General features: G+C 71.4%; 20 protein-coding genes. 6 read left to right on the top strand and 14 right to left on the bottom strand.

All coding sequences use genetic code 11. From position 1 onward, the window contains the following. The first annotated feature begins 78 nt into the window (after positions 1 to 78). Entirely contained in the window at positions 79 to 744 is a 666-nt protein-coding gene (locus OG753_RS35710; protein ID WP_405791480.1) for a CBS domain-containing protein, read from the top strand. 50 nt (positions 745 to 794) lie between these two features. Continuing rightward, positions 795 to 1508, top strand: a complete 714-nt coding sequence (locus OG753_RS35705; RefSeq protein ID WP_405791478.1) for a response regulator — start codon at positions 795 to 797, stop codon at positions 1506 to 1508. A 302-nt stretch (positions 1509 to 1810) separates the two neighbouring features. On the opposite strand, the gene OG753_RS35700 is transcribed toward OG753_RS35705, so the two are convergent. The 4 genes from OG753_RS35700 to OG753_RS35685 form a co-directional block, all read right to left on the bottom strand. Then, the gene (locus OG753_RS35700) at positions 1811 to 3541 is read right to left on the bottom strand and encodes a GAF domain-containing protein (RefSeq protein ID WP_405791476.1); all 1731 of its coding nucleotides are present in this window, start codon (positions 3539 to 3541) and stop codon (positions 1811 to 1813) included. A 200-nt stretch (positions 3542 to 3741) separates the two neighbouring features. Beyond that, complete coding sequence (locus tag OG753_RS35695) at positions 3742 to 3978, bottom strand: hypothetical protein (RefSeq protein ID WP_405791474.1); 237 nt, start codon at positions 3976 to 3978, stop codon at positions 3742 to 3744. Positions 3979 to 3986: 8 nt separating this feature from the next. Next, positions 3987 to 4844, bottom strand: a complete 858-nt coding sequence (locus tag OG753_RS35690) for a universal stress protein (RefSeq protein WP_405791472.1) — start codon at positions 4842 to 4844, stop codon at positions 3987 to 3989. Beyond that, positions 4841 to 5749, bottom strand: coding sequence for a universal stress protein (locus OG753_RS35685; RefSeq protein WP_405791470.1), 909 nt, complete (start codon positions 5747 to 5749; stop codon positions 4841 to 4843). The genes OG753_RS35690 and OG753_RS35685 overlap by 4 nt, the downstream gene beginning before the upstream one ends. A gap of 262 nt (positions 5750 to 6011) precedes the next feature. Between OG753_RS35685 and OG753_RS35680 the strand changes: the two genes are divergently transcribed. From OG753_RS35680 to OG753_RS35665, 4 genes are all read left to right on the top strand, one after another. Next, a complete protein-coding gene (locus OG753_RS35680) occupies positions 6012 to 6680 on the top strand; it encodes a CBS domain-containing protein (protein ID WP_405791469.1) in 669 nt (222 codons plus the stop codon). 34 nt (positions 6681 to 6714) lie between these two features. Next, the gene (locus OG753_RS35675) at positions 6715 to 7584 is read left to right on the top strand and encodes a universal stress protein (protein WP_405791468.1); all 870 of its coding nucleotides are present in this window, start codon (positions 6715 to 6717) and stop codon (positions 7582 to 7584) included. 59 nt (positions 7585 to 7643) lie between these two features. Then, on the top strand, positions 7644 to 8246 hold the full coding sequence (locus OG753_RS35670; protein ID WP_405791467.1) for a CBS domain-containing protein: 603 nt from the start codon (positions 7644 to 7646) through the stop codon (positions 8244 to 8246). Positions 8247 to 8590: 344 nt separating this feature from the next. Further along, positions 8591 to 9610 carry an Acg family FMN-binding oxidoreductase gene (locus OG753_RS35665; protein WP_405791466.1) on the top strand — a complete coding sequence of 340 codons (1020 nt, stop codon included), beginning with the start codon at positions 8591 to 8593 and terminating at the stop codon, positions 9608 to 9610. A gap of 7 nt (positions 9611 to 9617) precedes the next feature. Here OG753_RS35665 and OG753_RS35660 read toward each other — a convergent pair whose 3' ends face one another. From OG753_RS35660 to OG753_RS35615, 10 genes are all read right to left on the bottom strand, one after another. Then, positions 9618 to 10628 carry an AAA family ATPase gene (locus tag OG753_RS35660; RefSeq protein WP_405791465.1) on the bottom strand — a complete coding sequence of 337 codons (1011 nt, stop codon included), beginning with the start codon at positions 10626 to 10628 and terminating at the stop codon, positions 9618 to 9620. Further along, the gene (locus tag OG753_RS35655; protein WP_405791464.1) at positions 10625 to 10768 is read right to left on the bottom strand and encodes a hypothetical protein; all 144 of its coding nucleotides are present in this window, start codon (positions 10766 to 10768) and stop codon (positions 10625 to 10627) included. The genes OG753_RS35660 and OG753_RS35655 overlap by 4 nt, the downstream gene beginning before the upstream one ends. A gap of 40 nt (positions 10769 to 10808) precedes the next feature. Beyond that, on the bottom strand, positions 10809 to 11111 hold the full coding sequence (locus OG753_RS35650; protein WP_401689355.1) for a dsRBD fold-containing protein: 303 nt from the start codon (positions 11109 to 11111) through the stop codon (positions 10809 to 10811). An 83-nt stretch (positions 11112 to 11194) separates the two neighbouring features. Next, complete coding sequence (locus OG753_RS35645; protein ID WP_405791463.1) at positions 11195 to 11791, bottom strand: hypothetical protein; 597 nt, start codon at positions 11789 to 11791, stop codon at positions 11195 to 11197. A gap of 39 nt (positions 11792 to 11830) precedes the next feature. Further along, a complete protein-coding gene (locus OG753_RS35640) occupies positions 11831 to 12328 on the bottom strand; it encodes a flavodoxin domain-containing protein (RefSeq protein WP_405791462.1) in 498 nt (165 codons plus the stop codon). Positions 12329 to 12529: 201 nt separating this feature from the next. Then, positions 12530 to 12979 carry a universal stress protein gene (locus OG753_RS35635; RefSeq protein WP_405791461.1) on the bottom strand — a complete coding sequence of 150 codons (450 nt, stop codon included), beginning with the start codon at positions 12977 to 12979 and terminating at the stop codon, positions 12530 to 12532. Positions 12980 to 13098: 119 nt separating this feature from the next. Continuing rightward, positions 13099 to 15498, bottom strand: coding sequence for a glycoside hydrolase family 65 protein (locus OG753_RS35630; protein WP_405791460.1), 2400 nt, complete (start codon positions 15496 to 15498; stop codon positions 13099 to 13101). Beyond that, positions 15495 to 16256, bottom strand: a complete 762-nt coding sequence (locus tag OG753_RS35625; protein WP_405791459.1) for an HAD family hydrolase — start codon at positions 16254 to 16256, stop codon at positions 15495 to 15497. Before OG753_RS35625 ends, OG753_RS35630 begins: the two co-directional genes overlap by 4 nt. Next, positions 16253 to 16939: a helix-turn-helix domain-containing protein gene (locus OG753_RS35620; protein WP_405791458.1), complete on the bottom strand. Its 687-nt coding sequence runs from the start codon at positions 16937 to 16939 to the stop codon at positions 16253 to 16255. The genes OG753_RS35625 and OG753_RS35620 overlap by 4 nt, the downstream gene beginning before the upstream one ends. 5 nt (positions 16940 to 16944) lie before the next feature. Next, positions 16945 to 18021, bottom strand: a complete 1077-nt coding sequence (locus tag OG753_RS35615; RefSeq protein ID WP_405791457.1) for a zinc-dependent alcohol dehydrogenase family protein — start codon at positions 18019 to 18021, stop codon at positions 16945 to 16947. Positions 18022 to 18171: the final 150 nt, after the last annotated feature.

Raw genomic sequence — 18171 nt, 5'->3', positions numbered from 1 at the left:
CCTGCCGACGCGCAGGTCCGAATGCCGACACTGGAATTGTCAGGACCCTACGGACCGACCACGGCGAAGGAGCCGGTCATGCCCGCCTCTCAGTCCACCGTCAGTGACGTCATGACGCACACCGCCATCGCCATCGGCCGTGAGGCGTCCTACAAGGAGATCGTCGAACTGCTGAACGCATGGAAGGTCAGCGCCGTCCCCGTCCTGGAGGGCGAGGGTCGCGTCGTCGGGGTCGTCTCCGAAGCGGACCTCCTGCCCAAGGAGGAGTTCCGCCGCGAGGAGCCCGTTCTGCCGGACCAGCTGGACGAAGCCTCCAAGGCCGCCGGCGTGCTCGCCGAGGAGTTGATGTCGAGCCCGGCAGTCACCGTCCACGCCCACGCCACCGTCACGGAAGCCGCCCGCATCATGGCCCGCAAGGGCGTCAAGCGCCTTCCGGTGGTGAACGAGCTCGGCCTGCTGGAGGGCGTCGTCAGCCGCGGCGACCTCTTGAAGGTGTTCCTGCGTCCCGACGAGGAGCTGGAGGAGGAAATCCGCCGGTCCGTGCTGGCCGAGCTCGCACCGGGCGCGCGCTTGGACCTCTCCGTGCAGGACGGCGTCGTCGTCCTGCGGGGACCGCTGCGGGACCGGGCTCTGGTCCCGCTCCTGGCCCGGGCGATCCGCGGCGTCGAGGGGGTCGTCGACGTACAGATGGAACTCGACGGGGTGACCTCGCCGGCCTGGCGGGTACATACGACCCCGTCCTGAGACAATCCGGGTGGAAGCATGCGCAGCGTCATCCGGATCAGGCGGCGAACATGTCCGACGTACCGAGCGCCTCCGCGGAGGCCCCCGTCAAGGTGTTCCTCCTCGACGATCACGAGGTGGTCCGGCGCGGGTTGCGGGACCTTCTCGATGCCGAGGAGGACATCACCGTGGTGGGCGAGGCGGGCACGGCAGAGCAGGCCCTGGCCCGCGGGCCGGCACTCCGCCCGGACGTCGCCGTCCTCGACGTACGACTGCCCGACAGTGACGGAATCGCTGTCTGCCGGGAGCTGCGCTCCCGGATGCCCGACCTGGCCTGCCTGATGCTGACGTCGTTCGACGACGAGGACGCCCTGCTGGACGCGATCATGGCCGGGGCCGCCGGGTATGTGCTGAAGCAGATCAAGGGGTCCGACCTGGTCTCCGCGATTCGTACGGTGGCCACAGGGCAGTCCATGCTCGATCCGGCCACGACCGCTCGCCTGATGCACTCCCTGCGCGATCCCGAAGCCGCGAAGGCTCCCGAGGACACCCGCCTGGCCGCCCTCTCCGAGCGGGAGCGCGCCGTCCTCGAACTGATCGGCGACGGCCTCACCAACCGCCAGATCGCCAAGCGGCTCTACTTGTCGGAGAAGACCGTCAAGAACCACATCTCCCGGCTGCTGGCCAAACTGGGGGTCGAACGGCGGGTCCAGGCAGCCGTCATCGCCGCACAGGTCCACGATCAAGGACACCCAGGCGACGGGGCGCCGCCCCCGCAGCACTAGCCACGGATCACCTCGCAGCTGGACTGCGTACCGGCCCCTGCTCGTCGTCCTGCCGAGCAGGGGCCGCACCGCACAGGAGGGCCATATGGTCCCTTCGCGCAGGTCCGCTCGGCCCTCCAAGGGCCGACTGCCCCGGATCTCCGTCGCCCGGAGCGCTCTCGAGGAGCCTCCAAGCCCTCAGGGCACCGTCGGGCCGCCGCCCGTATGAATCCGCGCGGACTCTCCGCGTCCTCGCCGACCGAGCCCCGAGACGTGCTGGGCGCCCTGCGTTCGGCAGGCCACGAACAGGCTGCCTCCTTCGGTCACGCAGGTGGTGACGCGAGCGGTACCCACCACTCAAGGCGGGTACCCGACTCGTCGGCCACCTGTGAGCTGACCTTCATGCTGCCGCCGAGCCTGTCGGCGCGTTCCGCGAGATTGCTCAGGCCGCTGCGCCGGCCGCCTTCGCGCAGGCCGACGCCGTTGTCGGCCACGGTGACGGTGAGGACGCCGTCGGCCGCGACGATCGAAACCTCCGCACGGGTGGCCTCGGCGTGGCGGGCGACATTCGTCAGGGCCTCTCCGAGTACGGCGAGGACCTCGTCGGCGACTGCGGACGGTACGTCGGTGTCGATGAGCCCCTCCATCCGCAGGGCCGGGGCGAATCCGAGGGCCGCGGCGGCTTCGTCCACGGCCTGGGCCGTGCGGGAGCGCAGCTTGGGTTTCGCGCCGGGCGCCTCGTGATCGCGGAGTCCGAAGATGGTCGAACGAATGATCTTGATGGTGGCGTCCAGGTCGTCGATGGCGCGGGCGAGGCGCTCGGCTGCCTGGGGGTGGTCGACGAAGCGCTGGGCACTCTGGAGAGTCATGCCGGTGGCGAAGAGGCGCTGGATGGCCAGGTCGTGGAGGTCGCGGGCGATGCGGTCATGGTCTTCGAGCAAGCTCATCTGCTCGGCGTCGCGGCGCCGCTGCGCCAGTTCGAGGGCGAGGGCCGCCTGGCTCGCGAATCCGGGTAGGGCTGCGACTTCGGCGGTGGCGAACCCCGCGAGTCCGTGGCGCCGGGCCAGGACCAGGATTCCGCTGAGCTTTTCCTTGGTGCCGACGGTGACGGCGACGGCCGGGCCGAACCCCGTCCACCGCTCCGGCTGGACGGTGACGCGCGGGTCGGTCGCCACGTCCGCGACCCTGATCAGACCGTCCCTCGCCACGGCGGCCTCGGCCAGGGTCCCGGCGGTGCTCGCCAGGATGATGCCCCGGTGTGCTTCGGCGCCGTCCCCCAGCGCCAGGGAGCCGCGCAGTTCTCCGGATGGTCCGAGCAGGTAGAAGACACCCATGTCCGCTCTGGTGATGTCCTTGGCCCGCTCCAGCATGCCTTCGAGGACGTCGTCCTGGGGGGCGCCGGAGAGCAGAGCGCTGGTGATGTCCGAGCTGGCGGCCAGCCAGCGCTCGCGCAGGCGGACCTCCTCGAAGAGGCGGGCGTTCTCGATGGCGATGCCGGCGGCGACGGCGAGGGTGGACAGGACCGCCTCGTCCTCCTCGTCGAAGGCGACGCCGCCGCGCTTTTCGGTGAGGTAGAGGTTGCCGAAGACGTCCTCGCGTACCCGGATGGGGACGCCGAGGAAGGAGTGCATCGGCGGGTGGTGCGCCGGGAAGCCGTAGGAGGCGGGGTGATCGGACAGCTCGGACAGCCGCAGGGTTTCCGGGTGCCGGATCAGTTCGCCGAGGATGCCGTGGCCGGAGGGCAGGTCGCCGATCTGTGCGCGGAGGTCGTCCGTGATGCCGACGGGCAGGAACTCCGCCAGCTTGCGGTCGTCGCCGATGACGCCGAGGGCGCCGTACTCGGCGTCGACCAGGACGACGGCGGCCTCGACGATGCCGCGCAGGACCTGGGGCAGGTCCAGCTCGCGGCCGACCGACATGACGGCCTCGAGCAGGCCGTTCAGCCGGTCGCGGGTGCCCCGGACCTCGTCCATGCGTACCTGGAGCTCGTCGAGCAGCTCGTCCAGCCGCAGCCGTGGCACGCCGCCCTGCGCGGGCCGGCCGTCTGCGCACATGTCACACCTCCGGCCGACAGGAACGGTGGAGGACCACCTCCTTCACCGTAGTCCCGGCAGGAGCGGAGCTCCCTCCCGCAGAGGTGCTACTGCTGCATACGGCGGGACCGGTTCAACCCGGCGTGCGGATGACGGACGTGGGCGTCGGGGCCGGGGAGGAACACGGTGGTGCGGCCGGTGTCCGACCAGCACCCTCGCCGTCACGGCCCGGTGCCCCGACGGTGGGTCCACCCGAAGGGCCTCCTCTGCCGGGGCAGGTCCATGGCGCGCGCGACGACGCCGGTGATCAGGCTGAACGCCGTCCCGGGGGGCGGGGCGGGCGGTGCATGGATGGCGTGGACGATGTCCAGCTTCTGCTGCGGGTCGGTCCGGGCGAAGACCCGGACCTCTGGTGAAGCGGAGTCGGCCGGGGCGGTTCCACTCGTGCGACTGCTCACGGCGGGCTTCACTCCGTCGGTACGGTGATCACCGGGCAGTGCGCCCGGTGCAGGAGGCCGTGGACGACGGAACCGAGCCGCATGCCGGTGTATCCGCCACGACCACGTCGGCCCACGATGACGGCCAGGGCATGCTCGGCCGCGCGTGCCAGCTCCTCGACGGGGTGGCCGGTCAGGACCTCGTGGGTGACGTGCACGTCCGGATACTTGTCCGACAGGCCGGCGGTGGCCTCGGAGAGCATGCTGCGCTGAGCCCGCAGAGCCACCTCCTCGTCGTCCGGCATGAACACCGGCCGCTGCCGGACGCAGACGACCCGGAGCCCGGCCCCGCGCAGATCGGCTTCGTCGAAGGCGAACGCCACCGCAGCCGTGGCGGACGCGCTGCCGTCGATGCCCGCGACGACGTACGGCGGCTGCTGGCTGATGTGCTCCGCGTCGCCCACGACGACGACGGGACAGCGGGCCTGGGCGCTCACGGGGACCGTGATGGATCCGGCGCTGAAGAACTCCGCGGTGCGGTTCAGGTGCCGGCAGCCGAGCACGATCAAGCGCGCTTCCTCGGCCACCCCGCCCAGGACAGGGGCGGGAGACCCTCCCAGCAGATCACCGGTGACATCCACCTCCGGATGCCGGTCGCGTACCCAGCTGCAGGCCTGTTCGAGCCGGTCGGCCCCCGCCCGCCGCAGGGCTGTCCTGCCGGGTGTGTCGTCGACGTGGTGAGTGTCGTGCCGGGGCGGCACCGCGAGCACCGGACGCAGGGGGAGCCGGCGGCGTTGCGCCTCGTCGGCGGCCCAGGCCAGGGGCAGGTGCCAGTCCCTGACCGGATCGATCCCGACGACGATGTCACGGCCTGGGTGGCCGGTCATGACCGGCTCCCGAAGTCGCTGCCGGTCCGGGGGATCAGGAGGACGGGGCAGTGCGCGTGGTGCAGCACGCTGTGCGTGGCCCTGCCCAGGTCGCGGGCGAGTCCGAGGGCGGTGGGGACACGGCGGCCGCCCATGACGAGCAGGTCGGCGTCGCGGGAGGCCTCGACCAGGACGCCGGCGACGGAGGTGCTCTTCTCGGCGTCGGCCCGCACTTCGAGATCGGGGAACTCCTGGCACACCGCGTCCGTGACGGCCCGCAGGGCGTCGGCGTGCGCACTGGCGATCTCGTCGATGCCGTCGAGCATGCCGACCACCTCGCCGACGGACTCCAGCACGTTCCACACGTGCAGGAGCCGGAGGGATCCCTTGCGCAGTTCGGCCTCGCGCGCGGCGTACCGGGCGTGCAGGAGGTCGTGCTCGTCACGGACGGCGGCGAGCACGGTGCCGGTCTCCTCTGCCCCGTCGATGCCGCGGACGACGATGACCGGGGTCATGGCGGCAGCAGCAACGTCCAGGCCGACCGAGCCGAGCATGAGGGAGCTGAAGCCGCCCAGGCCGCGGTTGCCCACCACGATCGTGCCGTGCAGGGCTCCGGCCCGGTGCAGGCTGTGGGCGGCGTCCGCGCGGCTGAATTCCGTGCTCACGTGCAGACCGGGGTACTCGTCCGCCACAGCCTTCGCCGTGTCGTCCAAGAGCTGCCGGCCGTTGGCGCGGACCCGTTCGACGGTCTCCGCCGACAGGTAGAGGGTCCTGCCGTCGGTGTCGGCCCCGTAGACGATGTGCAGGGGGCGATCGCGGCGTACGGCCTCCTCCGCTGCCCACATGGCGGCGGCGCGGGCCGTATCCGAGCCGTCCACGCCTACGACCACCGTGCTTGTGTCCGGGGTGCGGAATGTGCTTTCCACGGTTCCTCCCAACCGAGAAGCCGATGCGGACACCCCTCACGCTGGCACCGGCAGCGCCCGATGCAGAGGGCCGCACGGGACCACGATCGGGACCAATGGTCCCCATGGCTCCGGCGCCGCCCCGTTCCTCGGGCCCGCATGGCCCTCACGGCCCTCGGACGGGGCCGTTCGGCCCTCGATCGCCGGCGGGCCCGGGCGGATGGTGGGGGCACACCCGACTCGGACACATGCCTCGCGTGACACGGCGGAGCAGGAGGGCGTCATGAAACACATAAAGGTGGCGGATCTGATGACCGACGAAGTCGTCTCAGTGGCCCCGGACACCGCCTTCAAGGATGTCGCCAAGCTCCTCGCCCAGTACGGCGTCTCAGGGCTGCCCGTCCTGGACGAAGAGGACCGGGTGGTGGGTGTCGTTTCGCAGACGGACATCCTGGCCCACGCGGCGCCGGACCCGCGCACGACCCGGCCGGCCGTTCCACCGGCCGGCCCGCCCACTGCCAGAGACGTCATGTCCGCACCCGCGGTCACCGTCCACGCCGAAGGGACGGCCGCCGACGCCGCCCGGCTGATGACCCGCCGGGGTATCGAGCGGCTGCCCGTCGTGGACGAGGAGGACCGGCTGGTCGGCATCGTCACCCGAAGGGACCTGCTGCGCCTGTTCGTCCGCCCCGACTCCGAGATACGCCGGCGCGTCACCGACGAGGTCCTCACAGAGGTACTCGGTGTACTGGCCGGCGACATCGAGGTCCACGTGGTGGACGGCTTCGTCACGCTGAACGGTCGCGTCGAGCGCCGGAGTCAGCTGGCTGTGCTCCTCAGCCTCGTCGAACAACTCGATGGAGTCGTCGCTGTGGCATCGCACGTCGGAGCCCGGACCGACGACACACTGGCCACGCACGCCGGCCACGCACGCGATGCGCAGCCGTGGTGAAGAGGTACCGACCCGCATGGGAGGGATCGCAGCCGTGAAACACCACGTGACCGTCGGAGTCGACGGCTCCCCCGAGAGCCGGGCAGCCGCGCGCTGGGCCGCACAGGAAGCCGCTCTGAGGCACGTGCCCCTGCGTCTCGTCCACGCCGTCGACTGGCCCCTGGACCCGGTGTTCCCGGGTCTGGGCCGCCAGGACGTGGATCGCTGGGCCGACCGGGCGCTGACGGAGGCGGCGGAGGAGCTGCGCCGACGCCATCCCCAGCTGGAGATCACGACTCGCTGCCTCGCGGCCCGGCCGGTGGCGGCCCTCGGGGCCGAAGCCGCCGACGCCGGACTGCTGGTCCTGGGTTCGCGGGGCCTGGGCGGGCTGGTGGGGTTCCTCGTCGGCTCAGTCGCGATGTCCGCCCTGGTGGCCACGGACACCCCGGTCGTCATGGTCCGGGTCGCCGACGACCCGGACAGCCCTCGGAGCGCTTCCGGCTCCGAGGTCGTCGTGGGGGTCGACATCCACGAATCGTGCGACCGCGTGCTCGCCTTCGCCTTCGAAGAGGCCGCCCGTCGGGGCTGCGCGCTACGGGCCGTGCACGGCTGGAAGATGCCGCTCGCGTACACGTACGTCCCGTTCTTCGACCCGGACAACGAGAAGGACATCGGCAGGAGCATCATGCACATGGTGGACGACATGCTGCTGCCCTGGCGGCACAAGTTCCCGGACGTGGACATCGCTCACAGCGTCTTCACGGGATCCGCGGGCGACCATCTGGTCCGGGCTTCCCGGGGCGCCGGACTCGTCGTCGTCGGACGCCACTCGCGCCGCTCCCCCCTCGGCACGCACCTGGGCTCTGTCGCCCACGCGGTCCTGCACCACGCTGCCGCTCCCGTGGCCGTCGTCGCCCACGAGTAGACGGCCGGAGCACCTGCACACCGTCGGAGCAACGGCCACACGTTTACGGAGCAGAGGCCATGAAACACCTTCGAACCGTTGATGACGTCATGACCCACGCCGCGGTCTCCATCGACCGTGGGACGGCGTTCAAGGACATCGTGGAGGCGTTGCGGATGTGGAACGTCAGCGCCCTGCCCGTCCTGTCCGAGGAGGGGCGCGTCATCGGTGTCGTCTCGGAAGCCGACCTGCTGCCCAGGGAACAGGGCACCGGCACCGCCGGCGTCACTACCGCAGAGCAGCTGATGACCCGCCCGGCCGTGACCGTGACGATGGACGCCGCCATCCCCGCCGCGGCCCGGCTGATGGCCCGCAGCCACCTCAAACGACTTCCCGTCGTCGACGGCGACGGCCGCTTGACCGGCGTCGTCAGCCGCGGTGACCTGCTGAAGGTCTACCTGCGCCCCGATGCGGACATCGCTGCCGAGATCCGCGAAATGTTCGTGCAGCAGCTGGTTCCACGGGGCTCCGTCGAGGTGCACGTCCACGTCGCCAACGGTGTCGTCTACCTCAACGGTTCGCTGCCGGAGCCGGCGCTGGAGGACACCGTCGTGCGCGCTGTCGGCACCGTACCCGGCGTGGTGGACGTGAAGGCGGACTTCAGCGTCCCCGTATCCGCATGAGGAAGCGCCCGCATGAGGCACCGGACCTGCACTGGGGCCGGGGAGACCTGGCCAGGACCAGGGGCCATTCGGTCCCCGGTAGGGCCGCTCGGGCCCTGGCCGGAGCACGGCGAACGGCGGAGCCTGTAAGAGCCGATCAGCCACAGGAGGCACGCCATGTCGAACCGGATCACGGCGGGTCCGGACGGATCGGGCGCCGCCGGCGCCGCGGCCGACCGGGCCGCGCGCGAGGCCGAACCGCGCGGCGCCCGCATCGGCCCCATCACCCTGCGGTGATGCACCACGCCCGCTCACCGGTCGCCGTCGTGGCACACGACTGAGGCCGCACAGACAGGAACAGTCCAGTGACCGCAACCATCCTCGCCCCCGGCACCGTCGCCGAGCTCGTCGGCGACGCCGTCACCGCCCCGTCCATGCACAATGCGCAGCCGTGGAAGTTCGTGTTCAGTCCTGAGGGCAATGTCATCGAGCTGCACGGTGATCCGGACCGCGCCATGACACGAACCGATCCGAATCACCGGGCTCTCCACCTCGGATGTGCGGCGGCCCTGTTCAATCTGCGCGTGTCGGCGGTCCAGCACGGACTGCGGGCCCGCGTGCGGTTGCTGCCCGACGACTCGCGGCCGTGGCTGCTGGCGACGGCAACCCTCGATGGGCCCTCCGACGAGGACCACGAGCTCGCCGCCCTGCACGCCGCTCTCCGGCGCCGGCACACCAGTCGCTTCCCGTTCGGTGACGAGCCGGTGCCGGACGCCCTCATGGACGGCTTGAAGAGCGCCGCCCTCCTGGAGGGTTGCCGGCTGACCGTCCCCGGTGACTGGCACATCGAGACCGTGCTCGGGCTGGTGCGGGACGCGGAGCACCGGGAGGACATCGATCCGCTCGTCCGGGCCGAGACCTCTGCCTGGTCTGGCGACACAGAAGCCCCGGCCGGACGACCCGGAACAGCCGGGACGCCCGGAACACGCCGTGACGGCATTCCCGCCGCCGCGTTCGGTCCGCGCAGTTCCCGAGGTCCCTCCCCCGTACGCGACTTCGGCCGGGACCGTCCTGCGGCGGATCGCGGCTGGGCCGTGTTCGAGAAGCGGCCGCAGCTGGCCCTGCTGGGCACCCCGGCGGACACGCGAGTCGACTGGATGCGGGCCGGACAGGCGCTGGAGCGTGTCCTCCTCCAGGCCACCGCCGACGGCCTGGCCACCTCGATGACTTCACAGCCCCTCGAATGGCCGGAACTGCGGTGGACGGTCCGCGACCCGCTGGAGGTCATGGGCCACGTCCAGATGGTCCTGCGCCTCGGCTACGGGCCCGCCGGGCCCGAAACGCCCCGCCGTTCCGTCACAGACGTTCTGGAGATCCGGGGGTAGGCACCCCTTACGGCGCGAGATCTCTGCGTTGCATCGCCAGATGGGCGAATGCCAGGCCCAGCACGCCGGCACCGACCAGAATGCCGAGCCGGGGCCAGAGCACACCGCAGGGTGCTGCGGGTGACCATGCCAGAGCGATGAAGTTGACGGCGAACCCGACCGCTCCGATCGCGATCGTCGCCCCGACCACCTGGGCCCGCCGCCGTCCCGCTGCCGACACGGCCATCGCCGGCCCGATCAGGCACAGTGCGAACCCCATCCCCATGAGGCCGGCAGCGAACACTCCGCCGATCGGCACCTGCCCGTGGATGTCCGGTGACAGCGCCACCCCCACCGCGACGGTGAGGGTCGCTGCGGCATTCAGGGCGAGCGCCGCGATCACCAGCGCGGCGGTCCGTTCGGCCAGCAACCGGGTGCGGCTGACGGGACGCACCATCACCAGTTCCACCGTCCCGGACTCCACGTCCGCCGCCACGGCGGCCGCCGCGAGCGAACCGATCGCGGTGAGCTGCATGGCGATCCAGAACGGGTGCGTGAGGCCGGCCCCCAGCAGCCCGGGATGGCTGGCGATGGACACGTCGCCACTCGATCCGCTGAACGCCCGGTAGGCAGAGGGCGGGCCCTTGCCGCCGGCCGTGAAGAGCTGCCCCGGAGGAATCGCGTTGGCGACCACCACGATGAGCGGGTTCCACCGCTGGGCGACGCCCAGGGACCGGGCCACCTTCCCGTCGACGAAGGCCAGCCGGATCCGCCGGGCACGGGCCTCGCGCAGGCCGGCCACGCTCTGGACGGTCACCAGCCGTCCCTCCCGGATGATCGCCACCCGCTCACAGGTGCGCTGCACCTCCGGCAGGATGTGGCTGGAGAGCAGGACGGTGCGACCGGCAGCGGCCGCCTCCCGGAGCAGGGCGAAGAACGTCTCCTGCACCAAGGGGTCGAGCCCCTCGGTCGGTTCGTCGAGTACGACCAGTGGCGGATCGTGCTGCAGCGCCTGCACCAGGCCGAGCTTCTGCTTCATGCCGCGCGAGTAGCGCCGTTCGGCCCGAGGAAGCCGAACACCTCACCTGGTCTCACCGTGAGGCTCAGGCGGTCGACGCCCACCACCGGCCCGTACCTCTTGGTCAGTCCGGTCAGCTCGATCGCCGGTCCGTCACCCATGCTCCCAGTTTCGTCCCCTGCCCGGGCGACCGCCTGCTCGCTACCCGAACGCACCGTTCGTCCAGCCGCCGGAGAGCGTGAGCGGCGCCTCCTGCGGCATGGCCCCGGCCCTCATCATGTCGCCGTAGGCAAAGCGCTTGAGCTGAGCGGCAAGATCCTCCAACGCGCGGGCTGCGGCGAGTTCGTCGCCGATCTCGGGAACGTCCTCGTCCGCAGGGTTGCAGCGGGCAGTGCCGTGCCCTGTGAGCCGGTTGGTTCCGGTGTCGAGTTCGATGCGGACCTTGGTGGTGTGTTCCTCCTCGAACAGGTACATGCGGGTCTTCCATTCGGCCGTGTGCGACATGGTGTTCCTCCATGGGTTCGGGAGCGGTGGCGGCGTCGCCGGTCTGCGGGGGAAAAGCGCGGAGGCGCTGGTCGGCTGCGGTCTCAGTCATCGCCGCTGTCCTGTCCGGGTCGCAGGCGGCCGGACCACCCGGGCTCGACGCTCGCCCATTCGCTTGCCCACGCCCGTCCGCTGCGTGCGTCGACGATGCACAGGCGTGCGCGGACGATGGCGCCCGCTGCAAGCACGATTCCGGCCGAGGCGCCGGTGCCGAGGCTGATGGCGTTCAGAGCGATGTGGGCCCTGCCGGGCGGGGCGGTGGTCGCGTTGCCCTGGTCGTCGACCCAGAGGCGGATGGTTTCACCGTTTCGGGTCGCTGCCGGGACCGGCACGGTTTCCGTGTGGACGCGGTGGGAGGTATCGCGCCAGGTCGCGGGAGCGACCGGGACAGGTCGGGTGCTCGGCGCCGACCCTACTCGGTAGGTGGTTTCGCCGACGGTCACTGCCGTGACGGAATTCCGGTGGCGAGCGATCTCTGCGGCGGCGCGGCCGGCGTCCGTCCAGGCGCTTCGTCCGACCGCGGCACCGCAGATCACGGCCAGCAGGCAGGCCAGCATGAAGGCGGCGTGCAGGCGGGCACGTGTGCGGTCGGCGTCGCGCCTGAGCGGATTGCCCTGCGCCCCCGGCCTGCGGTGGTGCATGGCGCGCCTCCGTGGTCGTGTCCGTGCCGGAGCGCCGGCTCAGGCGGCGAGCTCGGCGCTGATGTGGTGCGCCCAGGTCCGGATCCGCTCGGGGTTGCGGAAGTCACCGCCCTTGCCCTGGCGGACCATGGCCTTGGCGAGGAACCCGGGGGTCCGGGCCGTGATGCTGCCGCCGAAGGTCATGTGCTCGCGCGCCCCGATGAGCTGCATCTGCCGGGCGACGGCCGCGACCGGAGGGACGTCGTGCTCCTCGGCGGAACGGTCGAGGGGGCCGCTGCTGAACAACCACACCGGCCGGTGCCTGAGGGAGTCCGCATTGCGTTCCGCGCAGTGCTTGGCCTTGTTGCTCCAGTGCCCGGCGTACAGGGAACCTCCGAGAACGACTGCGTCGTAGGCGCGGACGTCCCGAACATCGTCGGCGGGCAGGACAACGGCGTCCAGACCGTCCTCGCGGAGGGTCTCGCCGATCTGCTCGGCGATGCCCGCAGTGGCACCGTGCTTGGTGCCGTAGGCGACCAGAACTCGCTTCGTGCTCATGACGGGTACTCCTCGGCTGCGTGATGAGGGACTGCTGCCACTGTCACGCAACCGGCGGCGGTACCGCATGGGCCGGACGGATCCCGGCCGGGGCCATTCGGTCCTCCCGCAACCGCGGCTCAGTACCGTGGCGGACCAGGGCACGCCAGCGCACCTCGCGCCTGACACGGCGGGCCAACGCACCCGGAGACCGCCGAGGAACTACTCGACGGGTCCGTCCGGCCGGATGATCGTGACCGGGCACGGAGCATGGAGTGCCACCTGCTGGCTGACCGAACCGAGCAGGGCCCGTCGGAAGCCGCCGTGGCCGCGGCTGCCCACGACCAGCATGTCGGCACCCGCTCCCTGGTCCACCAGGACCTCGGCGGGATTGCCCCGTACCAGGCGCTCGTGGACCTGGGAGGCACCGCCCTCTCCGAGGACCGTGCGCACTTCCTCCACCAGGCGCCGCTCGGCCTCCTCCTCGTCGAAGTCGGTGTCGACCGCAGGAGCCGACCACGTTCCGGCACCGGGCAGGTCCCAGGCAGTCACCGCTTCCACTTTCCCGCCCACCAGGCCTGCGTACCGGACCGCCCAGCGCAGCGCGGCCCGGGACGAAGCCGATCCGTCGACCCCCACGACGACCCGCGGAATCTCAAGCTGCTCATCCATCTCGGCTCACCCTTTCGATGGCTGTACCACCACACGGCACGAGGCGGGTACGCCCCGCAGTGCGGAGCGGCCGTAGCCGCGACCGCTGCCCGCTCCGGCGGATGCCGGCGGGACTCCGTCTATTGCTTGGGCAGGCAGAACCACCTTTCTTGACCTGCTGAAACGCTCACTCGCCTGTCTCCGGGCAGCACGAGGGGTACGGGGCCCAGCGGGGACGGCGGAACCCTGATGCCGATCCGTCCGGGCCGGAAGCTGATGCGGATGTCCCGGTGTCCGAGGTAGCCCACCGAGAACGAGGAGGCGGGTACCTCGGAGAGCGGTACCGGGTCGACGTGCAGTCCGTCCGGGCCGGGATCGAGGCCGGCGATGCCGCGCTCGACGAGGTCGAGCGTGCCGCCCATGGCGCCGAGGTGGATGCCCTCGCCGGTGGTGCCTCCCTGGACGTCGGTGATGTCGCTGAGCAGGGCCTCCTGGCAGTAGCGCCACGCGCCCTCGCCCTGCTGCCGGGCGAGGACCCAGCCGTGGACGAGGCTGCTGAGCGTCGAGCCGTGGCAGGTGCGCCGCAGGTAGTACGCCGCCGTCCGCCGCCAGAGCTCGTCGTCCGAGCGGTAGCCGAGGCGGGAGAACAGGCGGGCGAGTTCTGCGGGGCGGAAGAGGTATCCGAGCATGAGGGTGTCCGCCTGCTTGGACGCCTGGTAGCGGTTCGGCGTGTCGCCTTCCGCTTCAAGGATCCGGTCGAGGCGGCGAATGTCGTGGTAGCGGGAGCGGTAGGTGTCCCAGTCGAGCTCGGCGAGGTCGCCGTAGCCGTGGAACTGGCTGATCACGTCACGGTGGAACGGCACGAACAGGCGGCGCGAGACGTCTTCCCAGCCGTGGAGGTCGTCGGGGCCGATGCCCAGTTGCGTGCGGAGCTCGGCGCGCCTGGCCGCGGGAAGTGTTCCGTACAGGTCCAGGGCGCGGGCGAGCACCCACGCTGCCGTGACGTTGGTGTACGCGTTGTCGTCGATGCCGGGCGCGGGGGCGTCCGGGTAGGCGTCGTGGTACTCGTCCGGGCCGACGACGCCGCGGATGCGGTACCGGCCGAGGCCGGTGTCCCAGCTCGCGGCGCCGGCCCAGAAGCGGGCGATGTGCAGAAGGAGTTCGGCGCCGGGGCCGTGCATGAAACCGGTGTCGCCGGTGGCCTCGCCGTACCGCCACACGTTCCAGGCGATGGCGGAGCCCACGTGGTGCTGGAGGCGGGAGTGGTCGGGCAGCCAGCGGCCGGAGTGCGGGTTGAGGTGCAGCCGCTGTGTCTCCTCGGCCCCGGAACTGCCGCTCTGCCAAGGGAACATCGCCCCGTGCGCTCCGGCCCGACGGGCAGCCTCCCGGGCTGCGGGGAGGCGTCGGTGCCGGTACATCAGCAGGGCGCGGGCGGTTTCGGGGAAGTGCAGTGCGAGGTAGGGCACGACGAAGAGTTCGTCCCAGAAGACGTGACCCCGGTACGCCTCGCCGTGCAGGCCCCGGGCCGGGACGCCTGCGTCGAGTTCCGCGGTGTGCGGCGAGAGGGTCTGCAGGACGTGGAAGGTGTGGAGGCGCAGGACCCGTCCGGTCTCGCCCGGTGCTTTCACCTCGCCCTCGTTCCACAGCCGTTGCCACGACGCCGTGTGGGAGGCCAGCAGGGCGGGAAAGTCCGGCGCGTGTCCTACATGCTCGACGCTGCTCCTCACGGGGTCGTCCCAGGGGCGGTCGAGCGACGTGAAGAGGGCCGCCGTCTTCACCACCGCTGCCGGCTTCGCGCGCCCGACCGGCAGGACGAACGATTGACGGGCCGTGGTGGCCGTACAGGCCTTCCCGACGGGGGCCGGCGGCCGTGCCCAGGTGCGTACGGCGAGCCCGATCCTCACTCGTGAGGTGGCGGTGGTGCAGGCCAGCCAGGCAGTGCCTTCCGCCTCCACTCCGGCCCGGTGCTCGACGAGGTGCCGCCCGGCCAGCGCGCGGTAGCGGTCCACGCCCGCATTGGCGATGTCCCCGTCGAGCACGGACTCGATCTCGATCCTGCCGTGCCAGCCGTATGCGCCGAAGACGGTGCGCTGTGCAGCGAGATACGGGTCACCGATGTGGACGAGACGGGTGTGGGTGACGGCCAGGCGGCGGCCTTCGGCATCGCGGAAGAGCATGCGGCGGGTGAGCGTTCCCGCCTGCAGGTCCAGCGCGACGCGACAGCGGCGCAGGGCGGGGTGGTCCAGGGTGAGCCAGTCGCCGGGTGGTGCGCCGTCGGGCAGGCAGCGGTAGCGCAGGCCGGTCCAGTCCGGCAGTCGGACCATGTCCTCGTTGGAGATCTTGCGCCCGGCGACGGTGGAGGTGAGCCGGTCATAGCAGCCGGCCAGGTACGTGCCCGGGTAGTGGATGCCGTCGGCGACGCTCTCGGGGGCTGATCCCCGGGTGGCGAACCGGCCGTTTCCGAGGGTGCACAGGGACTCGACCAGCTGCTCGGCCTTGGGATCGTAGCGGCGGTACTCCCAGTGCCAGTGCGCGTTCATGGGTAACGGCCGTCTTCGAGGGCGGCCGGCAGCCCGGCCAGTCCGCGGAGCACGAGGTGCGCACCGTGCGCGAGCAGCGCCTTGTCCGTGTGCGCATCGTCATCCCGGTCGAGTCCCACGACCAGGTGGAAGCGGCCCCGATGCCCCGCTTCCACGCCGACGAGGGCGTCTTCCACCACGGCGGCCCGCGCCGGATCCGTGCCGAGGCGGTCTGCGGCTTCGAGGAAGAGGGCGGGGTCGGGCTTTCCCGGCAGGGCCAGTGCGGCGGCGTCCTGACCATCCACCACGGCGTCGAAGAGGGCGTCGAGGCGTGTGACCTCCAGGAGGAGGCGGGCGTGCCGGGAGGCCGAGGCGGCCGCACACCGTACGCCCATCTCCCGCAGCCGCCGGAGCGCAGGGCGGACGTCGTCGAAGACGTCGACACCGTGGATCCGGAGCGCCTCGGAGAGGATCTGCTCCTTGCGGGCGGCGACCGCGTGGACGGTGGCGCACCCCGGCAGGTCCTGCGGCGTGCCGGGAGGCAGGTCGATGTGGCGTGAGGCGAGGAACGCGCGTACGCCGTCGAGGCGGGACCTGCCGTCGACCAGGTCCCGGTACTCGCGGACGGCGTCGAACGCCCTCGGCGGTCCGGCGGCAGGGGACGGCTGCCATGGCCCGAGGCAGCCGTCGAAGGTCGTCTTCCAAGCGGCCGCGTGGCGGACCGCCGTGGCGAGAAGCACCCCGTCGGTGTCGAAGACGACCGCGTCCACATGGCTCATGACGCGTGGGCGACGCGTCGGCCGGTGAGCCGGACGGGGGTGAGTTTCATCCAGTGGGTGCGCGGTCCGCCCGCCCAGGGCTGGGAGCGGGCCGTGGCCGTCAGGTGCTGGATCTCCTCGGAGTCCGTGACGGCTTCCAGCTCGCCCACGGCCAGGACGCTCCAACCGCCTGCGGTGACGTCGTCGATGTTGTCGATCTCGAAGGCGACCTGTGTGCCCGCCGCTCGGGCCACGAGGGCTTCCACGGCGGTGCGGAACGCGATGTCGGGGCCTGCGATCAGGTAGTTGACCGGGAGGACGGCCGGCCCTTCGGCGGTGAAAACGGCGACGCGTCCCACTCCGTGCGTGCCCAGCAGCCGTCGGCACTCGTCCTCCTCCAGCGGCGCCAGCGCGGTGTCGCGGCGGGCGGTGGAACGGCCGCGGACGCGGTCGGCGCTCGCACCGGTCAGGTCGTCGACCCTGACGCCGAGTACGTCGGCCATGCGGACGAGGGTGCCGATGGCGGGAGAGGCCGCGTGCTCCTCCAGGTAGGCGATGTAGTTGCCGTCGGCTCCGCACTTTCGGCCCAGTTCTTCACGGCTGAGACCGAGAGCGGTGCGGTGGGCTGCGATACGGCGGCCGAGGTCGGTGCGTCCGGCCGTCTCGCCGACGTCCTGCGGGTTGGTACTCGGCGTGCTCTTCACCGCACTCACCGCTCCTGGGACGGTACGGCGACCGTGTCGTGCTGCGGTCCGCCGAGGACGACCTTGAGGGCACCGGTTTCTCCCGCGCGGGAGAAGACGTCGTACGCCTCTTCCATCTGGTCGAGCTCGAAGCGGTGGGTGACCATTCCGGCCCCGGGGAGGCGGCCGGCGGCCATCATGCGCAGCAGCATGGGGGTGGAGTGGGTGTCGACGAGGCCGGTGGTGATGGTGACGTCCTTGATCCAGAGGTCTTCGAGGTGCAGGATTGCGGGCTTTCCGTGGACGCCTATGTTGGCGACGCGTCCGCCGGGGCGGACCATGCGGGTGCACATCTCGAACGCCTCGGGTACGCCGACGGCCTCGATGACCACGTCGGCGCCGAGCCCGTCGGTCAGGTCCTCCACCAGCCGCTCGGGCTCCTCCTCCGCGTTCGCGGTCGCGTCGGCACCGAGGTCCCGCGCGGCGCCGAGCCGGGATGCGGCGAGGTCGACGGCGATGATCCGCCCGGGGCTGTAGAGCCCTGCGGTGGCGATGGCGGCCAGACCGATGGGGCCGGCACCCACCACGACGACCGTGTCGCCGGGGCGCACGTTGCCGTTGAGCACGCCCACCTCGTAGGAGGTCGGGAAGATGTCGGCGAGCAGTACGGCATCGTGGCTGCTCACGGCGCTGGGAAGCGGGTGGACGGAGAGGTCGGCGAACGGGACGCGTACGTATTCGGCCTGGGTGCCGTCGATGGTGTGGCCCAGGACCCAGCCGCCGCCCCCGCGGCACTGGCCGTAGCGGCTCTCGCGGCAGAACCGGCAGCGGCCGCACGAGGAGATGCACGAGATCAGCACGCGATCGCCGGGACGGACGTTGCGCACGTCGCCGCCGATCTCGACGACGGTTCCGACGGCCTCGTGGCCGAGGATCCGGCCGGGTGTCACTTCGGGTACGTCGCCCTTGATGATGTGCAGGTCGGTGCCGCAGATGGTGACAGCGTCGACCCGGACGATCGCGTCGGCAGCGTCCTTGATCGCGGGGTCCGGGGCGTCCTGCCAGGACGTCTGCCCGGGACCTTGGAAGACGAGTGCCTTCATGGCTGCGGCCTCTCTGTGCTGGGCGGGAAGGGGTCACCGCAAGGCTCTGCCCAAGGGCCTCCGTCCCGCATGGGCCGGTCGGTCCCTCCGAGGGGACCAGTGGGCTCTCGCTGTCGCGTCGTGGTGGAAGCGAGGGTGGAATCCGGCACC

The organism is Streptomyces sp. NBC_00029, assembly GCF_045160505.1.
Lineage (GTDB): Bacteria > Actinomycetota > Actinomycetes > Streptomycetales > Streptomycetaceae > Streptomyces.
The sequence above is the reverse complement of the archived record's forward strand: the minus strand, read 5'-3'. Positions and strand labels throughout refer to the sequence as shown.

What these genes read in the sequence shown, in the direction of transcription:
- OG753_RS35710 (WP_405791480.1), top strand. Translation starts at nt 79, where the DNA reads ATGCCCGCCTCTCAGTCCACCGTCAGTGACGTCATGACGCACACCGCC.
- OG753_RS35705 (WP_405791478.1), top strand. Translation starts at nt 795, where the DNA reads ATGTCCGACGTACCGAGCGCCTCCGCGGAGGCCCCCGTCAAGGTGTTC.
- OG753_RS35700 (WP_405791476.1), bottom strand. Translation starts at nt 3,541, where the DNA reads ATGTGCGCAGACGGCCGGCCCGCGCAGGGCGGCGTGCCACGGCTGCGG.
- OG753_RS35690 (WP_405791472.1), bottom strand. Translation starts at nt 4,844, where the DNA reads ATGACCGGCCACCCAGGCCGTGACATCGTCGTCGGGATCGATCCGGTC.
- OG753_RS35680 (WP_405791469.1), top strand. Translation starts at nt 6,012, where the DNA reads ATGAAACACATAAAGGTGGCGGATCTGATGACCGACGAAGTCGTCTCA.
- OG753_RS35670 (WP_405791467.1), top strand. Translation starts at nt 7,644, where the DNA reads ATGAAACACCTTCGAACCGTTGATGACGTCATGACCCACGCCGCGGTC.
- OG753_RS35660 (WP_405791465.1), bottom strand. Translation starts at nt 10,628, where the DNA reads ATGAAGCAGAAGCTCGGCCTGGTGCAGGCGCTGCAGCACGATCCGCCA.
- OG753_RS35655 (WP_405791464.1), bottom strand. Translation starts at nt 10,768, where the DNA reads ATGGGTGACGGACCGGCGATCGAGCTGACCGGACTGACCAAGAGGTAC.
- OG753_RS35650 (WP_401689355.1), bottom strand. Translation starts at nt 11,111, where the DNA reads ATGTCGCACACGGCCGAATGGAAGACCCGCATGTACCTGTTCGAGGAG.
- OG753_RS35645 (WP_405791463.1), bottom strand. Translation starts at nt 11,791, where the DNA reads ATGCACCACCGCAGGCCGGGGGCGCAGGGCAATCCGCTCAGGCGCGAC.
- OG753_RS35640 (WP_405791462.1), bottom strand. Translation starts at nt 12,328, where the DNA reads ATGAGCACGAAGCGAGTTCTGGTCGCCTACGGCACCAAGCACGGTGCC.
- OG753_RS35635 (WP_405791461.1), bottom strand. Translation starts at nt 12,979, where the DNA reads ATGGATGAGCAGCTTGAGATTCCGCGGGTCGTCGTGGGGGTCGACGGA.
- OG753_RS35630 (WP_405791460.1), bottom strand. Translation starts at nt 15,498, where the DNA reads ATGAACGCGCACTGGCACTGGGAGTACCGCCGCTACGATCCCAAGGCC.
- OG753_RS35625 (WP_405791459.1), bottom strand. Translation starts at nt 16,256, where the DNA reads ATGAGCCATGTGGACGCGGTCGTCTTCGACACCGACGGGGTGCTTCTC.
- OG753_RS35615 (WP_405791457.1), bottom strand. Translation starts at nt 18,021, where the DNA reads ATGAAGGCACTCGTCTTCCAAGGTCCCGGGCAGACGTCCTGGCAGGAC.